This window comes from Streptomyces sp. NPDC103540 (assembly GCF_055584445.1).
This window is the reverse complement of sequence record NZ_JBVJMA010000003.1, coordinates 476,045-492,511: the sequence shown is the minus strand read 5'-3', so window position 1 is coordinate 492,511 and position 16,467 is coordinate 476,045. Positions and strand designations below refer to the sequence as shown.

The 16,467-nt window shown below is 72.7% G+C and carries 10 protein-coding genes; 5 read left to right on the top strand and 5 right to left on the bottom strand.

The window, feature by feature from the left end; translation table 11 throughout:
- Positions 1-37: 37 nt before the first annotated feature.
- The 3 genes from ACZ6ZI_RS10255 to ACZ6ZI_RS10245 all read left to right on the top strand — a co-directional run bounded on the left by ACZ6ZI_RS10255 (position 38) and on the right by ACZ6ZI_RS10245 (position 5,701).
- Entirely contained in the window at positions 38-577 is a 540-nt protein-coding gene (locus tag ACZ6ZI_RS10255) for an RNA 2'-phosphotransferase (protein WP_469518432.1), read from the top strand.
- A 130-nt stretch (positions 578-707) separates the two neighbouring features.
- Positions 708-2,609, top strand: a complete 1,902-nt coding sequence (locus ACZ6ZI_RS10250; protein ID WP_469518430.1) for an HSP90 family protein — start codon at positions 708-710, stop codon at positions 2,607-2,609.
- Positions 2,606-5,701, top strand: a complete 3,096-nt coding sequence (locus tag ACZ6ZI_RS10245) for a tetratricopeptide repeat protein (protein ID WP_469518428.1) — start codon at positions 2,606-2,608, stop codon at positions 5,699-5,701. Before ACZ6ZI_RS10250 ends, ACZ6ZI_RS10245 begins: the two co-directional genes overlap by 4 nt.
- A gap of 108 nt (positions 5,702-5,809) precedes the next feature.
- Here the strand turns inward: ACZ6ZI_RS10245 and ACZ6ZI_RS10240 are convergent, their stop codons facing one another.
- Positions 5,810-6,712 carry an LLM class flavin-dependent oxidoreductase gene (locus ACZ6ZI_RS10240; RefSeq protein WP_469518426.1) on the bottom strand — a complete coding sequence of 301 codons (903 nt, stop codon included), beginning with the start codon at positions 6,710-6,712 and terminating at the stop codon, positions 5,810-5,812.
- Positions 6,713-6,880: 168 nt separating this feature from the next.
- Between ACZ6ZI_RS10240 and ACZ6ZI_RS10235 the strand changes: the two genes are divergently transcribed.
- Entirely contained in the window at positions 6,881-7,762 is an 882-nt protein-coding gene (locus ACZ6ZI_RS10235; protein WP_469518424.1) for a Cof-type HAD-IIB family hydrolase, read from the top strand.
- Positions 7,763-7,803: 41 nt separating this feature from the next.
- On the opposite strand, the gene ACZ6ZI_RS10230 is transcribed toward ACZ6ZI_RS10235, so the two are convergent.
- The 4 genes from ACZ6ZI_RS10230 to ACZ6ZI_RS10215 all read right to left on the bottom strand — a co-directional run bounded on the left by ACZ6ZI_RS10230 (position 7,804) and on the right by ACZ6ZI_RS10215 (position 15,873).
- On the bottom strand, positions 7,804-9,540 hold the full coding sequence (locus tag ACZ6ZI_RS10230; RefSeq protein ID WP_469518421.1) for a sensor histidine kinase: 1,737 nt from the start codon (positions 9,538-9,540) through the stop codon (positions 7,804-7,806).
- 24 nt (positions 9,541-9,564) lie between these two features.
- On the bottom strand, positions 9,565-13,239 hold the full coding sequence (cydD, locus tag ACZ6ZI_RS10225) for a thiol reductant ABC exporter subunit CydD (RefSeq protein ID WP_469518419.1): 3,675 nt from the start codon (positions 13,237-13,239) through the stop codon (positions 9,565-9,567).
- 108 nt (positions 13,240-13,347) lie between these two features.
- Complete coding sequence (cydB, locus tag ACZ6ZI_RS10220; protein WP_469518417.1) at positions 13,348-14,349, bottom strand: cytochrome d ubiquinol oxidase subunit II; 1,002 nt, start codon at positions 14,347-14,349, stop codon at positions 13,348-13,350.
- Between the two features lie 18 nt (positions 14,350-14,367).
- Positions 14,368-15,873 carry a cytochrome ubiquinol oxidase subunit I gene (locus ACZ6ZI_RS10215; protein WP_363053496.1) on the bottom strand — a complete coding sequence of 502 codons (1,506 nt, stop codon included), beginning with the start codon at positions 15,871-15,873 and terminating at the stop codon, positions 14,368-14,370.
- Positions 15,874-16,063: 190 nt separating this feature from the next.
- Between ACZ6ZI_RS10215 and ACZ6ZI_RS10210 the strand changes: the two genes are divergently transcribed.
- Complete coding sequence (locus ACZ6ZI_RS10210; protein ID WP_363053497.1) at positions 16,064-16,432, top strand: cyclophilin-like fold protein; 369 nt, start codon at positions 16,064-16,066, stop codon at positions 16,430-16,432.
- Positions 16,433-16,467 lie beyond the last annotated feature (35 nt).

Below are 16,467 nucleotides of genomic sequence, written 5' to 3'. Positions count from 1 at the left end.
CCTGCCGGAGCCCCGCCCGACCCGGCAGGCTGGGGGAATGGACGACAAACGCACCGTGAAGGTGTCCAAATACGTCTCGAAACACCTGCGCCATCAGCCGGAACGCATCGGACTGACGCTCGATCCCCGGGGATGGGTGGAGATCGACGACCTCCTGGCCGCCGCCGCGGCCCACGGATTCCCCCTCACCCGCCAGGAGCTCGACCACGTGGTCGCCTCCAACGACAAGCAGCGCTTCGCCATCGACGGCACCCGCATCCGGGCCAACCAGGGCCACACGGTCGCGGTCGACCTGGACCTCCCCGAGGCCGAACCGCCCGCCTGGCTCTACCACGGCACCGTCGCCCGGGCCCTGGAGGCGATCCGCGCCGAGGGCCTGCGTCCGATGGCCCGCCACCACGTGCACCTCTCGCCCGACCGCGAGACCGCGACCCGGGTGGGCGCGCGCCGGGGCCGGCCGATCGTGCTGGCCGTCGACGCCGGCGCGATGCGCGCGGCCGGTCACGTCTTCCGCGTCAGCGCGAACGGCGTGTGGCTGACCGAGGCCGTACCACCGCGGTTCCTGCGCCTCCCGTAGCCGGACCGGCCCGGAATTCGAGGGTGGATTGTCGGATCATCCCCCTACCCTGTTGCTCACTCCGGGATACGTGAGGGGGGGTACCTCGCGATCGCCGAAACTCCCACACGCGCATGCGAGGTGACGCCCCATGACGTCCACATCCCCTTCCCCGACCCCCTCCCCTTCCTCCCCCGGAGCGGAGGCCGCCGAGGTCAACAGCTTCCAGGTCGACCTGCGCGGTCTGGTCGACCTGCTCTCCCACCACCTCTACTCCAGCCCGCGCGTCTACGTCCGCGAGCTGCTGCAGAACGCCGTCGACGCCATCACCGCCCGCCACGCGCACGAACCCGGCGCGCGGGTGCGCATCCGCCTGTCCGCCTCCGCCGGCGGCGTCACCATCGAGGACTCCGGCATCGGCCTGACCGCCGAGGAGGCCCACTCCCTCCTGGCCACCATCGGCCGCAGCTCGAAGCGGGGAGGCGACGACACCGCCGACACCGTCCGGGGACTGGAAACCACCCGCCAGGAGTTCCTGGGACAGTTCGGCATCGGCCTGCTCGCCTGCTTCGTCGTCGCGCGACAGATCCGCGTCGTCACCCGCTCCGCCCGCCGGCCCGACGCCGCCCCCGTGGAGTGGCTCGCCACCGACGACGGCTCCTACACCGTCCGCGAACTCCCGCACGAGGCCCGCCCGGAGCCCGGCACCACCGTCCACCTCCAGGCCCGTCCGGGCGCCGAGGAGTGGACCGCCCCCGCCAAGGTCGAGCAGCTCGCCCGCGACTACGGCTCCCTGCTGCCCCACGAGATCACCTTCGACGACGGCACCGGCGGCGAACCCCGCCCGATCACCGACCGACCCGCCGTGTGGGACCGCGCCTTCCCCACCCCGGCCGCCCGCCGCGTCGCGCTCGCCGGACACTGCGCGGCCCTGTTCGGCTTCACCCCGCTCGACAGCATCGACCTCGACCTGCCCGTCGCCGGCGTGCGCGGGGTCGCGTACGTCCTGCCCGAGCCGACCAGCCCCGCCCACCGGTCCGGACACCGCGTCCACCTCAAGGGCATGCTGCTCACCGACCAGGCCGACAACCTGCTGCCCGACTGGGCCTTCTTCGTCCGCGTCGTCCTCGACACCGACACGCTGCGGCCCACCGCCTCCCGCGAGAACCTCTACGACGACGAGACCCTGGCCGCCGTGCGCGAGGCCCTGGGGAGCCGCGTACGGTCCTGGCTCGCCGAACTCGCCGCGAGCGAGCCCGAGCGCCTGGCGGCGTTCCTCGGCGTCCACCACCTCGGCGTGAAGTCCCTGGCCCGGCACGACGCCGAACTGCTCGGCCTGATGTTGCCGTGGCTGCCGTTCGAGACGAGCGACGGCGCCATGAGCCTGGAGGAGTTCGCCGCCGCCCACAGCGACATCCACTTCACCCGCACCGTCGAGGAGTTCCGCCAGATCGCCCCGATCGCGGCCGCCCACGGCCTCGGCGTCATCAACGCCGGCTACACCTACGACGCGGACCTGCTGGCCCTGCTGCCCGCCGTCCGCCCGGAACTCAAGGTCACCGAACTCGACGCGGGCGCCGTCACCGAGCGCCTGGACCCCGTACCCACCGGCGTCGAACTCGCCCTCGCCTCCTTCCTGGCCACGGCCCGCACCCGACTGGAACCGCAGAGCTGCGACGTCGTGCTGCGCGCGTTCCAGCCCGTGTCCGTCCCGGCGCTCTACCTCGACGACCGCCAGGCCCGGCAGGAGCGCGACCGCACCGCCGCCCTGGAGAGCGCCGACTCCCTGTGGAGCGGCATCCTCGGCTCCCTGCGCGGCACGGGGCCGCGCGCCCGCCTGGTGCTGAACCACAACAACCCGCTGATCCGGCGCATCGCCGACCTGCCCGACCCCGCCCTGGCCGGCACCGCCATCGAATCGCTCTACGGACAGGCGCTGTTGATGTCCCAGCGGCCACTGCGCCCGGCCGACACCACCCTGCTCAACCGGGCCTTCCTCGGGCTCCTGGAATGGGCCACCCACTCCGTCGAAATCCAGGAGGACCCGAAGTGACGTCCCTGTCCCCCGAAGAAATCCGGCACGGCCTGATGGAGAACCGCCGGGCGCCCAACGGTTCGGCGCGCAACGCCCACGCCGAGGCCCTGGCCTCGGCCGCGGAAGTGAGCGGCGACGGCGCCCTGTTCCGCGAGGCCCTCGACAACCTGATCAACTCCTACCTGTACAGCGCCGAGTCCTCCAGGATGCTGGTGCCCTTCTCCCGGCTGCTCCAGGAGTACGACAAGGACCCCGCGGCCTTCTCCCACTGGGACACCCACTCCCTGTTCTGGCAGTTCAAGTGGGTGGCGACGGCCATCGGCGACTCGCCCGAGGTTCCGGTGGAATCCGCCACCGGCTGGCTCGACGAGATGGAGCGCCGCTACCGCCTCGCCGGCTACAGCGAACGGCCCGTCCGCGAGTCCGAACTGTGGCTGGCCGACGCCATCGGCGACGACGACCGGGCCGAGCGCGCCTTCACCCGCTGGCTCGCCGCCGAGCGCGACGACATGAGCGACTGCGTGGCCTGCGAGCTCAACGGCCAGGGCCAGTACGCCGTCCTGCGCGGCGACGACGCGAAGGCCCTCGACCTCTGGAAGCCGGTGCTCGACGGCGACCAGACCTGCGCCGAGGAGCCCCACCGGGTCCTCGCGACCTCCCTGCTGCCCCTGCTGCGCCTCGGGCGCGTCGACGAGGCCCGCTCGAACCACCTGCGCGGATACCGCCTGGTCCGGGGCGACGAGAGCCTGCTGCCCTCGGTCGGCAAGCACATCGAGTTCTGCGCCCTCACCGGCAACGAGTCCCGCGGCCTGGAGATCCTGGCCGACCACGCCGCCCACGTGGGCCCCCTCGCCAACGTCGACGACCAGATCGCCTTCCACGGCGGCATCCTCGTCCTGCTGCGCCGACTGCGGGAACTGGGGCACGGGGACAGCCCCGCCGTCCCCTACGAGGGCGTGCCCCGCACCGTCTCCGAACTCCACGGGCTGCTGTCCGAGGGCGCCCTCGCCGTCGCCCGCCGCTTCGACGCGCGCAACGGCACCACCCGTGTGTCCGACCGGTTCCGCACCCGGATCGAGCGGGGACCGCTGATCGACGTCCTGCCGCTCGGCGTGCGCAGCGCGGCGCTCCCGCAGGCCGCCCGGACCACCCCGCCGGCCGCGCCCACGGCGGACGCGGCGACCGCGCGGGGCATCTCCGACCTGGTGGAACGGGCCCGCGAGGCCCGCGACACGGGCCGACCGGGCGCCGCGGCGCTCTGGGAGCACCTGGCCGTACGGGTCGGCGCGCTCCCGGCGTCCGAGGTGGACCCGCTGCTCGCGGCGGACATCGCCGACCACCGGGCCCTCGCCGCCGCGCGGGCGGGAGCCGAGGACGCGGCCCGCCTGCTGACGGCCGCCCGGGACGGATACCGGGACCTGGGCCGGGCGGACCGCGCCGCCGTGGCGCAGCTGCGCCTGGCGACCGTGGCGGCCCGGGACGGGGCGGCGCCGGGGGAGGTGCGGGAGCTGTTGGCCGCCGGACTGGGGGCCGCCGAGGCCCTGGAGCCGGCCGAGCCGGCGCGGGAGCGGCGGATCGCGGTCGCGCGACTGTCGGCACTCCGCCTGGAGCCGTACTTGCTCTCGATCGAGGGCGTGCACGAACACGGGGACCACGAGGGGCACGACGGGCACGACCACGCGGGGCACGACGGGCACGGGGCTCTGGCCGACGCGCTGGACTCCTTCGTCTCCTCCTACGGGAAGACCGTGCCCGACCTGGCCGCCGAGGCCGAGGAACTGCTGGGGCGCCTCGCCCTCGAGCGGGGCGACACGGAACACGCGCTCGCGCTGCTCGCCGCCTCCGCGACCCGGTCCATCGAGGCCGACCGGCCCTGGCAGGCGGTCGACGCCCTCGTCATGCGGGCCGGCGTCCTCATGTCGTCGGGGCGGGCGCAGGAGGCCGAGGAGGCCGCACGGTCCGCGCTGGAGCACTCCGAGGAGATCGTCGACCCCGAGGAGCAGGCCGTCGTACGGCTCACCCTCGCCGACATCCTGGTGCGGCGTCGGGAGACGGCGTCGGAGGCGGCCGAGCACGCCCTGACGGCGACCCACTGGTTCGACCAGGCCGGGCTGAGCGCCGACGGCGGCGCCCAGGCGCGGCTGGTCCTGGCGCGCGCCCACGCGGGGGAGGGCAGGACGGCCGACGCCGCTGAGGTACTGCGGTCGGCGCTGCCGGACCTGCTGGAACACGGCGAGGGGCAGGCGGTGTCGGCGCGGGAGTTCCTCGGCGACCTGCTGGGCGCGCTGCGCGACTCGCGGGCCGCCGCCGAGCAGTACCTGCTGGCGGCGGAACTGACGAAGGACTGGGAGGACCCGCGTCCACAGGCGAGCCTCGCGCAGTCGGCCGCGGACCACCTCTCCGAGGCGGGGCTGGTCGAGGAGGCGGTGGCCGCCTACGAGCGGGCCCTCGAACTGCACCGCGCCGCCGGCGGCGCGGTGATCGCCGAGGTACGGATCCTGCGTTCGCTGGCCTGGCTGGGCCTGCGTCAGGGCGCCACCACCTCGACGGTGGCGACGGCCCGGAGCCGGATGGACGAGGCCGCCGGGGTGCTGGAGACGGCCTTGGCCGCCGAGCCGGACGCCCCGGCGTCGGCCGGCCTCCGCTCGGAGCTGGCCCAGACCTGGCACCAGCTGGCCCAGGTGCTCGACCGCCTCGTCACCGCGCAGGAATCGGACGACGACGAGGACGACGAGGACGACGACGAGGACGGCGAGGACGGCGACGCGGACCGGAACGAGAACGGAGCCGAGAGCGGCGCCGACGGCGAGCGGGCCGACGGACCGGACCGGCGGCTGGACGCCTCGGAGATCGAGGCCCTGCGCCTGGAGGAGATCCTCTTGTGGGACCGGGCCGCCGCGCTCTACGCCGACCTCGGGCCCGCCCATGTCCAGGACCGCTTCCAGTGCCTGAACAACGCCGCCTGGACCGATCAGGAACTGGGCCGTCCGGAGGTGGGCGCCGCCCGCGTCTCGGCCCTGATCGAGGAGGTCGAGGCCTGGCCCGAGGACAGCCTCCCCGAGTGGCTGCTTCCCGAGGCGCGTCGGGTCCACGGCAACCTGACGGCGTGACGCCATGACGCCGTGACGTCCTGACGGCGATGCCGCTCCGGCCCCGCGACACAGCGGGGCCGGGGCGGCGACTCGCGGGCCCGGGGGCTCCGCGTCCGACCGGACCGGTCAGCCGTCCAGCTGGCCGAGCGCCTCCGTGGCGATCCGCTCGAAGACGGTGTCGTCGGCGGCGAAGTCGGAGTCGGCGATCGGCATGTGGACGACCAGCTCGGTGAAGCCCAGCTCACGGTGGCGACCGGCGAAGTCCACGAACGCGTCCACCGATTCCAGCATCGTGGCGCGTTCCGGGGTGAAGCCCGTCAGCAGGACCCGCTCGATGGTCGCGCTGTCCCGCCCGATCTCCGACAGGGCCTTGTCGAGCTTCAGGTGCTGGCCGCGCAGGGCCTCCAGGGACTGCTCGGGAGTGCCCTCGAAGACCTTCGGGTCCCCGGCGGTCACCCAGGCCTGGCCGTGGCGCGCGGCGAGCTTCACTCCGCGCGGCCCGGTCGCCGCCACGGCGAAGGGCAGACGGGGCCGCTGCACGCAGCCGGGGATGTTGCGGGCTTCGACGGCCGAGTAGTACGTGCCGTGCTCGGTCACCGCGGGTTCGGTCAGCAGCCGGTCCAGCAGCGGGACGAACTCGGCGAAGCGGTCCGCCCGCTCCCGCGGGCTCCACTCGTCCTGACCGAGCGCGGTCGCGTCGAAGCCGTTGCCGCCTGCGCCGATACCGAGGGTGAGGCGTCCGCCGGAGATGTCGTCCAGCGTCATGAGGTCCTTGGCCAGCGTCACCGGGTGCCGGAAGTTCGGCGAGGTGACCAGGGTGCCCAGTCGCATGCGGTCGGTGACGGCGGCGGCCGCGGTCAGCGTGGGCACCGCTCCGTACCAGGGGCCGTCGCGGAAGGTCCGCCACGACAGGTGGTCGTAGGTGTAGGCGGTGTGGAAGCCGAGCCGCTCGGCCCTCTGCCACTCGTCACGGCCACCCTGGTGCCACGGGCGGTACGGCAGGATCACGGTGCTCAGACGCAGACTCATGCGAGCGAGCCTACGACGTTCCCACCGCGCCCCTCGTGTTCCCCGCCGCCCCCTCGGCCCCCCTCGGCCCCCTCCGCGCGATGTTTCACGTGAAACACGCCACCCAGGCGACGTTTCACGTGAAACATCACCCCCATGATCATGATCATGGGCGACGAGCCCCTACCCATGAGTGAAGATGGAGCGGTGACCTCGGCTCCCCAGCGCCCGGACGGGCCAACCCCCGCACCCCGGCTCATCGCCACCGACCTCGACGGCACCCTGCTGCGCGACGACAAATCCGTCTCGCTCCGCACCGTCGCCGCACTCGCCGCCGCCGAGGAGGCCGGCATCGAGGTCTTCTTCGTGACCGGCCGCCCGGCCCGCTGGATGGACGTGGTCGCCGATCACGTCCACGGCCACGGTCTGGCGATCTGCGCCAACGGCGCGGCCGTCGTCGACCTGCACGCCGGTCGGGAGTTCGTCCAGGTCAGGGAACTGCCCCGCGGCACGGCGCTCGATGTCGTCGAGGCCCTGCGCGCCGCCGCGCCCGGCACCTCCTTCGCAGTCGAGCGGACCACCGGGATCAACTACGAGCCGGACTACCCGCCCTTCTTCCAGGACCCCGGCGCCACCATCGCCACCGTGGAGAAGCTGCTCCAGGAGGACCTGGACGACGGCACCGCACCCGTCCTGAAGCTCCTCGCGCACCACGGCGAACTCTCCCCGGACGCCTTCCTGGAACTGGCCCGCACGGCCGCCGGCCAGTACGCCTCCATCACCCGCTCCAGCCCGACCGCCCTGCTGGAGGTCAGCGGGCTCGGCGTCTCCAAGGCCAGCACCCTGGCCCTGTGCTGCGCGGAGCGCGGCATCTCCCCCGAGGAGGTCGTCGCCTTCGGGGACATGCCGAACGACGTGGAGATGCTCAGCTGGGCCGGCACCTCGTACGCCATGGGCAACGCGCACCCCGACGTGATCGCGGCCGCCTCGGGTCAGACGGTCGCCAACAACGAGGACGGGGTGGCCATCGTCATCGAGGCGATCCTCGCCGACCGCGCGGCCCGCGCCTAGGCGGGCCGACAAGACCTAGGTGTGTTGTCCGGACAACACACCTAGAGCGGGGCCTCCCACACCAGGGTGGTCCCGCCGCCGTCCTCGCCGATGCCCTGCCCGTACCAGCTCGCCCCTCCCAGGGACTCGGCCCTGCGGCGCAGGTTGCGCAGTCCGCTGCGCCGGCCGCCCTCCGGGATCCCCACCCCGTCGTCCGCGACCTCCAGCCGGACCCCGGGCCGGCCGTCGGCCAGGGTGACGGTGGAGTCCAGCACCACCTCGATCCGCGAGGCGTCCGCGTGCCGGAAGGCGTTCGAGAGGGCCTCGCGCAGGGCCGCGATCAGGTTCTTGCCGACGAGCTCGCCCACGACCGCGTCGATCGGCCCGAGGAAGCGGTGCGCGGGCTTGAAACCCAGGGGCACGGCGGCCATGTTGATCTCCCGCAGTACGCGGGTGCGCAGTCCGGACGGGGCCTCGGCCGGTCCCTGCTGGAGTGCGAAGATCGCGGTGCGGATCTCCTGGATCGTCACGTCCAGCTCGTCCACGGCCTTGCCGACCCCGTCGCGGACCTCCGGGACGATGGAGCGGCGCTGCGCGCCCTCCAGCATCATCCCCGTCGCGAACAGCCTCTGGATGACGAGGTCGTGCAGGTCCCGCGCGATCCGGTCGCGGTCCTCGAAGACCGCGAGGCGTTCCCGGTCCCGCTGGGCCTCGGCCATCATCAGGGCGAGGGCCGCCTGCGAGGCGAACTGCGTGGCGAGGGTCCGCTCCGCCTCGCTGAAGGGCCGCTTGCCACGGGCCCTCGGGGTGACGAGGGCGCCCAGCACCCGTCCGCCGCTGTGCAGGGGCAGCATCATGCAGGGGCCGTACTGGCTGGTGAGCTTGCTGATCATGCGGGGGTCCGCGGCGGCGTCGTCCACGAACACCGGCTCCCCCTCCAGCAACCGGCCCACCACCGGGCTCTCGGCGGGGATCACGACGCCGAGCGAGCTGGCCGGGTTGTCGGCGGAGACCGCGACGATCTCCATGCCGCCCTCCTCCGCCGGCAGCAGGACGATCCCGGCGGCGGAGTCGGCGAGCCTGCGCGCCTGTTCGGCGACCACCGCGAGGGCGTCGTCCGCGTCCCCGCCCGACAGCAGGGCGGTGGTCACGGCCACCGAGCCGTCGATCCAGCGTTCGCGCTGCGTGGCCGCCTCGTACAGGCGGGCGTTGCCGATGGCGATCCCCGCCTCGGTGGCCAGGACGCGGACCATGTGGACGTCGTAGTCGTTGAACTCGCCGCCGCCGTTCTTCTCGGCGAGGTAGAGGTTGCCGAAGATCTCGCCCTGCACCCGGATCGGGACGCCCAGGAAGGTCTTCATCGGCGGGTGGTGCGTGGGGAACCCGGCCGAGCGGGGGTCCTTCGTCAGGTCGGCGAGCCGAACCGTGTCGGGGTGGGAGATCAGCGCGCCGAGCAGCCCCCTCTTGCCGTCCGGCCGGTGGCCGATCTTGCGCGCCAGGGCGGGGCTGACTCCGAAGGTGACGAAGTCGGAGAGCCCGGGGCCTTCCGTGTCGACGACGCCGATCGCCGCGTAGCGGGCGTCCGCCAGTTCGGCGGCGGTCTCGCAGATGCGGTCGAGCGTGGAGTGCAGTTCGAGACCGGTGCCGACCGAGCGCATGGCCTCCAGCAGTTGCGGGACCCGAGCGGTCAGCTCGGTGGACAGCCCCTGCAGACTCCGGGTGGCCTGGGTGGCGGCCTCCAACGGGTCCGGTGTTTCCCGGTTCGGCTCCGGTGATTCCTGAGACTCCTGCAGTGACATGCCCTTGAGACTAGTTAGTCCCGATTAGTGGGGAAAGTCGACATGGGTCAGGCCGGCCTGAGACCGTCCCGCCCGGGCGAGATCGGCCGAAAAGCCACCGGCCTGCCGCTCCCGTTCCAGCAGCCCCCGCAGGGGTCCGTCCACCGCGGCCAGTTCCGCGTACGGTCCGCGCTGCACGACCGTCCCGCCGTCCAGTACGAGCACCTCGTCGACCGCCTCCAGTCCGGCCAACCGGTGGGTGATCAGCACGGTGGTCCGGCCTTCCGTCGCGGCCAGCAGGTCCGCCGTCAGCGCGTCGGCCGTGGCCAGGTCCAGGTGCTCCGCCGGCTCGTCCAGGACCAGCACCGGGAAGTCCGCGAGCAGCGCCCGGGCCAGGGCCAAGCGCTGGCGCTGACCGCCCGAGATCCGCTGTCCGTGCTCACCGACCAGGGTGTCCAGCCCCTCCGGCAGGCCGTCGGCCCACTCCAGGAGCCGGGCCGCGGCGAGCGCCTCGCGCAGTTCGGCCTCGCTCGCGCCGGTGCGGGCCAGCCGCAGGTTCTCCCGCACCGAGCTGTCGAAGATGTGGGCGTCCTGGGCGCACAGGCCCACGGTGCGGCGTACCTCGTCGCCGTCGAGGAGGCGGGCGTCGGTCCCGCCCAGCGTGTAGGCGCCCTCGGCCGGGTCGAGGAAGCGCAGCAGGACCTGGGCCAGGGTGGTCTTGCCCGAGCCGGAGGGGCCCACGACCGCGACGCGCCGGCCCGCCTCCAGCGTCAGGTCCATGCCGCGCAGCGCGTACGCGTCCTGCCCGGGGTGGCGTGCGGCCAGGGCCGTCAGCCTCAGGGGGAAGGCCGAGTCCGGCGCGGGGAGGGGAGCGGCCGGCTCGACCACCGGCGCCGGCGCGTCCACGACCTCGTGGATCCGCTCGGCGCTGCGCCGTACCCGCTGCCGGTACCGGACGGCCAGGGGCAGACCGTTCACCGCCTCGAACGCGGCGAGCGGGGTCAGCACGACCACGGCCAGCGCCACCCCCCTCAGCCGCCCGTCGGCCAGGGCGTTCGCGCCGACCAGCGCCGCGCCCACCACCGTGAGCCCGCACACCAGGGCGGACAGCCCGCCACCGACACCACCCGCGGCGGCCCCGCGCGAGGCGATCCGGGTGAGCACCCCGTCGCTCTCGCGCACCCGGCGCTTGCGGTCGGCCAGGGCCCCGGCCACCGTCAGTTCGGCGGTCCCGGTCAGCAGGTCGGCCACGCGGGTCGACAGCTCGCCCCGCGCGGGCGCCAGCCGCCGTTCGGCTCCGCGTGCGCAGGCCGCGCCGACCAGGGGCACCGCGACCCCGGCCACCAGCAGGCCCACGGCGAGCACGGCCCCGGCTTCGGGCAGCAGCCAGGCGGTGAAGGCCACCGACCCCGTGCCGACGAGCACCGCGGTGCCGACCGGCAGCAGCCAGCGCAGCCAGTAGTCCTGGAGGGCGTCCGCGTCGGCCACCAGCCGGGACAGCAGGTCCCCGCGCCGCTGCGCGCGCAACCCGGCGGGCGCGATCCGTTCCAGTCGCCGGTACACCGAGACCCGCAGCTCGGCGAGCATGCGCAGGACCGCGTCGTGCGAGACGAGCCGCTCGGCGTAGCGGAACGCGGCCCGGCCGATGCCGAAGGCCCGGGTCGCCGTGGCGGCCAACGCCAGGTACATCACCGGCGGCTGCTCCGAAGCCCGGGAGATCAGCCAGCCGGACACGGCCATCAGGCCGACGCCGCACCCGACGGCCAGCGCGCCCAGGAGCAGACCGACCCGGAAGCGTCCCTGCCAGGGGGAGGCCACCTCCCGGACCCGGCGCAGCGGATCGCCCGAGCCCGTCACGGCCCCGGGGAGGACCTCCTCCCGCTCGGTCGCGGTGCCGAGGATCCACTCCCCGGGGTCGGCCATCCCGGCCGACCCCCGCCGCGCGCCGGCGGGGGCGGCGGGGGCGGCGGGGGCGGCGGGGGCGGCGGCGGTGCCGTCCGGTCCCCGGCCCTCGACCACACCGCCCACGACGCCCTCGACGCCCGCGACGCCCGCGACGCCCGCGGTCATCGGACCCTCCGGGCCCTCCGTCACGGTCACCACCCGGTCGGCGACCGCAAGCAGTGCCGGCCGGTGCACCACGAGCAGCACCGTCCGCCCGACCGCGAGGCGCCGTACGGCCTCCACCACCGCGGCCTCGGTCTCTCCGTCGAGGGCGGCGGTCGGCTCGTCCAGCAACAGCACGGGCCGGTCCGCCAGGAAGGCCCTGGCCAACGCCAGCCTCTGCCGCTGTCCTGCGGAGAGCCCGATCCCGCCCTCGCCGAGCGGGGTCGACGCCCCCTGCGGCAGGGCGGCGACGAACTCCCAGGCCCCGGCGTCCCGCAGGGCGGCCCGGACCTCCTCGTCGCGGGCTTCGGGTCGGGCCAGCCGTACGTTCTCCGCGATGGTCCCCGCGAACAGGTGCGGCCGCTGCGGCACCCACGCGATCCGCTCCCGCCACTGCTCCAGGGAGAGTTCGGCGAGGTCGGTGTCACCGACGCGGACCCGGCCGCCCGTCGGGGTCACGAAGCCCAGCAACACGCCCAGCAACGTCGACTTGCCCGAGCCGCTCGGCCCGGTGAGGGCCACGCACTCGCCCGGCTCGACGACGAGGGACACGGGGCCGGGTGAGCTCGCACCCCGGCCCTCGTGGCGCACCTCGACCGCGTCGAGGGCGATCCGCAGGCCGCCGGTCGGCACGTCGGCCCCGCCGGAGGAGGCAGGGGCGGGGGTCTCCAGGACCTCGAAGATCTCCTCGGCGGCGGCCAGGCCCTCGGCGGCCGCGTGGTACTGCGCCCCCACCTGCCGCAGGGGCAGGTAGGCCTCCGGCGCCAGGATCAGGATGACCAATCCGGTGTAGAGGTCCAGGCCGCCGTGGACGAGCCGCATGCCGATCGTCACCGCGACCAGCGCCACCGACAGGGTGGCGAGCAGCTCCAGCGCGAAGGAGGACAGGAAGGCGATGCGCAGCGTGCGCATCGTGGCCTGCCGGTACTCGTCGGTGATCTTCCTGATGGACTCGGCCTGCGCCTTGGCCCGGCCGAACACCTTCAGCGTGGGCAGCCCCGCCACCACGTCGAGGAAGTGGCCCGAGAGCCGTGACAACAGCCGCCACTGGCGGTCCATCCGGGACTGGGTGGCCATGCCGATGAGGATCATGAACAGCGGGATCAGCGGCAGGGTGACCACGATGATCGCCGCCGACACCCAGTCCTCGGTGACGACCCTGGCGAGCACCGCCACCGGGACGACCACCGCGAGCCCCAGCTGGGGCAGGTAACGGGAGAAGTAATCGTCGAGCGCGTCCACTCCTCGGGTGGCCAGGGCCACGAGGGATCCGGTCCGCTGCCCGCCCAGCCATCCCGGCCCCAGGTCGGCGGCCCGGTCCAGCAGCCGCACGCGCAGCTCCGACTTGACCGCCGCGCCGGCGCGGTGTGCCGCCAGCTCGGTGAGCCAGGCCACCAGGGCGCGGCCCACCGCCACCGCCGCGAGCAGCAGCAGCGGGGTCCGCAACCGCGAGCCGTCGAGACCGTCCTCGAAGGCACCGACCACGATCTCGGCGATGAGCATCGCCTGACCGACGACCAGCGCCGCCCCGGCCAGCCCGAGGGCCACGACCGCCCCCAGGAAGCGGCGGGTGGAGCGGGCGTACCGCAGCAGACGCGGGTCGATCGGTTTCACGTGAAACATCCCCTCGGCAGGGTCAGGCGGGAGACTCGTCGGCGCGCCGGCACGCGTGGGGCGCGGGAAGCCACCGGCGCGCCGGGGCGCGTGAGGCGCCGGGGCGCGTCAGTGCGCGTCGGCGATGTGCTGGGTACCGATGCGCTTGCGGAACACCCAGTAGGTCCAGCCCTGGTAGAGCAGGACGAGCGGCGTGGCCACTCCCGCGCACCAGGTCATGATCTTCAGGGTGTACGCGCTGGACGAGGCGTTGGTGACCGTGAGGTTCCAGGCACTGTCCAGCGAGGACGGCATCACGTTCGGGAACAGCGTCAGGAAGAGCATCGCGACGGCCGCCGCGATGGTGATCCCGGACAGGGCGAACGACCAGCCCTCACGGCCCCTGAGGTTGCAGCCCAGGGCCGCGACGAGCGCCACCGCGGCGACGGCCATGGCGATCATGCTCCAGCGGTCGCCGCGCGAGACCTGGGTCCAGATCAGGAAGACCAGGGCCAGGACGGCCGTCACCACGCCGAGCCGCGTCGCCAGCGCGCGCGAGCGGTCCCGGATCTCACCGACGGTCTTCAGCGAGGTGAAGACCGCGCCGTGGAAGGTGAACAGGGTGAGGGTGACCAGACCGCCCAGGATCGAGTAGACGTTCAGCAGGTCGAAGAGGGTGCCGACGTACTCCATGTCCCGGTCGATCTTCACGCCGCGCACGATGTTGGCGAAGGCCACGCCCCACAGGAACGCGGGGATCAGCGAGGTCCAGAAGATCGCGTGTTCCCAGTTGGTCTGCCACTTGTCCTCGGGCCGCTTGTGGCGGTACTCGAAGGCGACGCCGCGGATGATCAGGCAGATCAGGATGAGCAGCAGGGGCAGGTAGAACCCGGAGAAGAGGGTGGCGTACCACTCGGGGAAGGCGGCGAAGGTCGCGCCGCCGGCCGTGAGCAGCCAGACCTCGTTGCCGTCCCAGACCGGTCCGATCGTATTGATCAGGACCCGCTTCTCCGTGCGGTCTCGGGCGAGGAGCTTGGTGAGGACGCCGACTCCGAAGTCGAAGCCCTCCAGGAAGAAGTAGCCGATCCACAGGACGGCGATGAGTACGAACCAGACGTCGTGGAGTTGCATCGTGCGGTCTCCTCAGCCTCAGTACGAGAAGGCCATGGGCCGGTCGGCGTTCTTGTCGTCGCCGCCGATCCTGGTGGGCGGGTTGAGGTCTGCTTCGGTCAGCTCGGGCGGGCCGAGCTTGACGTACTTCACGAGGAGCCGGACCTCGATGACGGCGAGCACGGCGTAGAGCAGGGTGAAGCCGATCATCGAGGTGAGCACCTCCGCCTGGCTGACACCGGGCGAGACGGCGTCGCGGGTCCGCAGGACTCCGTAGACGACCCAGGGCTGGCGGCCCATCTCGGTGAAGATCCAGCCCCAGGAGTTGGCGATCAGCGGGAAGCCCATGGTCCAGAGGGCGACGATCCAGTAGAGCCGGGTGAACTTCGGGTTCAGCGCCGTCTTGAAGAGGACCAGGTGCGGCACCTCGTCCTCACCGGTGCGCAGGGCCGGCGGCAGCAGGAACTTCCGGCGGGTCAGCCACAGGCCCAGGGCGCCCACGCTCAGGGAGGCCATGCCGAAGCCGATCATCCAGCGGAAGCCCCAGTAGGCGACGGGGATGTTGGGCCGGTAGTCACCGGGGCCGAACTTCTCCTGCTCCGCCTTGTTGACGTCGTTGATGCCGGGGACGAAGGAGGTGAAGTCGTCGTTGGCCAGGAAGGACAGCAGGCCGGGGATCTCGATGGCGACCTTGTTGTGGCCCTTGTCCACGTCCCCGTAGGCGAAGACGGAGAACGGCGCGGGCGCCTCACCGTCCCACAGGGCTTCGGCGGCGGCCATCTTCATCGGCTGCTGCTTGAACATGACCTTGCCGAGGAGGTCACCGCTGATGGCGGTGCCCATGCCGGCGATGACCATGACGACCAGGCCGACGCGCAGCGAGCTGCGCATCACGGGGATGTGCTTCTTGCGGGCGAGGTGGAAGGCGGAGATGCCGACCATGAACGCGCCGCCGACCAGGAAGGCGGCCGTGATGGTGTGGAAGAACTGGGTCAGCGCGGTGTTCTGCGTGAGCACCAGCCAGAAGTCGGTGAGCTCGGCGCGTCCGCGTTCCTCGTTGATGCGGTAGCCGACCGGGTGCTGCATCCAGGAGTTGGCCGCCAGGATGAAGTACGCCGAGAGGATGGTGCCGATGGAGACCATCCATATGCAGGCGAGGTGGATCTTCTTGGGGAGCTTGTCCCAGCCGAAGATCCACAGGCCGATGAAGGTCGACTCGAAGAAGAAGGCGATCAGGGCCTCGAAGGCCAGCGGGGCGCCGAAGATGTCACCGACGAACCGCGAGTAGTCGGACCAGTTCATGCCGAACTGGAACTCCTGCACGATGCCCGTGACCACACCCATCGCGATGTTGATCAGGAAGAGCTTTCCCCAGAACTTCGTGGCCTTGAGGTACTTCTCCTTCTCGGAACGCACCCAGGCGGTCTGCATGCCGGCCGTGAGGGCGGCGAGCGAGATCGTCAGCGGGACGAACAGGAAGTGGTAGACGGTGGTGATGCCGAACTGCCATCGCGCCAGCGTTTCCGGCGCCAAAGCTAGGTCCACGCCCTCTTCTCCTTCGGGTCGCCGTGGTCACAGCCGCACTTTGACTGGTATGTCCCACTCAATCCCGGAGGAAGCGGGACACGCTTGTGAACGCGTTCACATTCACAAGCATTATGTCGTACCGCTGCCGGCGACTTTCAGCCGGGGTCCCCTCTAGCCAATGTCTTCAACAAATTGTTGAATGCGGCTCATGCAGATTCGAATCTCCTGGCCCGCGGGCCAGCTCACCGCGACCCTCGACGACACGCCGACGGTCAAGGCCCTCGTCGACGCCCTGCCCATATCGGCCTCGGCCAACACGTGGGGCGAAGAGGTCTACTTCGACACCGGCGTCTCCGTGGCCCTGGAGTCCGACGCCCGACAGGTCGTCGACCCGGGCACGGTCGCCTTCTGGACCGAGGGCGACGCGCTCGCGCTGCCCTACGGCCCCACCCCCATATCGCGCGGAGGCGAGAGCCGCCTCGCGAGCCCGTGCAACGTGCTCGGCTCGTTCGACGGCGACCCCCGCCTGTTGGCCACCATCCGCGAAGGCGACCCCGTCCGCGTGGAACTGGCGTGACCCCACCGGGGGCCACGCGCTCCCGACGGCCCCGA

Excerpts from the sequence above, each read along its gene's own strand:
- ACZ6ZI_RS10230 (WP_469518421.1), bottom strand. The coding sequence starts at position 9,540 with ATGTCACTGCAGGAGTCTCAGGAATCACCGGAGCCGAACCGGGAAACA.
- ACZ6ZI_RS10210 (WP_363053497.1), top strand. The coding sequence starts at position 16,064 with ATGCAGATTCGAATCTCCTGGCCCGCGGGCCAGCTCACCGCGACCCTC.
- cydB (WP_469518417.1), bottom strand. The coding sequence starts at position 14,349 with ATGCAACTCCACGACGTCTGGTTCGTACTCATCGCCGTCCTGTGGATC.
- ACZ6ZI_RS10240 (WP_469518426.1), bottom strand. The coding sequence starts at position 6,712 with ATGAGTCTGCGTCTGAGCACCGTGATCCTGCCGTACCGCCCGTGGCAC.
- ACZ6ZI_RS10255 (WP_469518432.1), top strand. The coding sequence starts at position 38 with ATGGACGACAAACGCACCGTGAAGGTGTCCAAATACGTCTCGAAACAC.
- ACZ6ZI_RS10250 (WP_469518430.1), top strand. The coding sequence starts at position 708 with ATGACGTCCACATCCCCTTCCCCGACCCCCTCCCCTTCCTCCCCCGGA.
- ACZ6ZI_RS10235 (WP_469518424.1), top strand. The coding sequence starts at position 6,881 with ATGAGTGAAGATGGAGCGGTGACCTCGGCTCCCCAGCGCCCGGACGGG.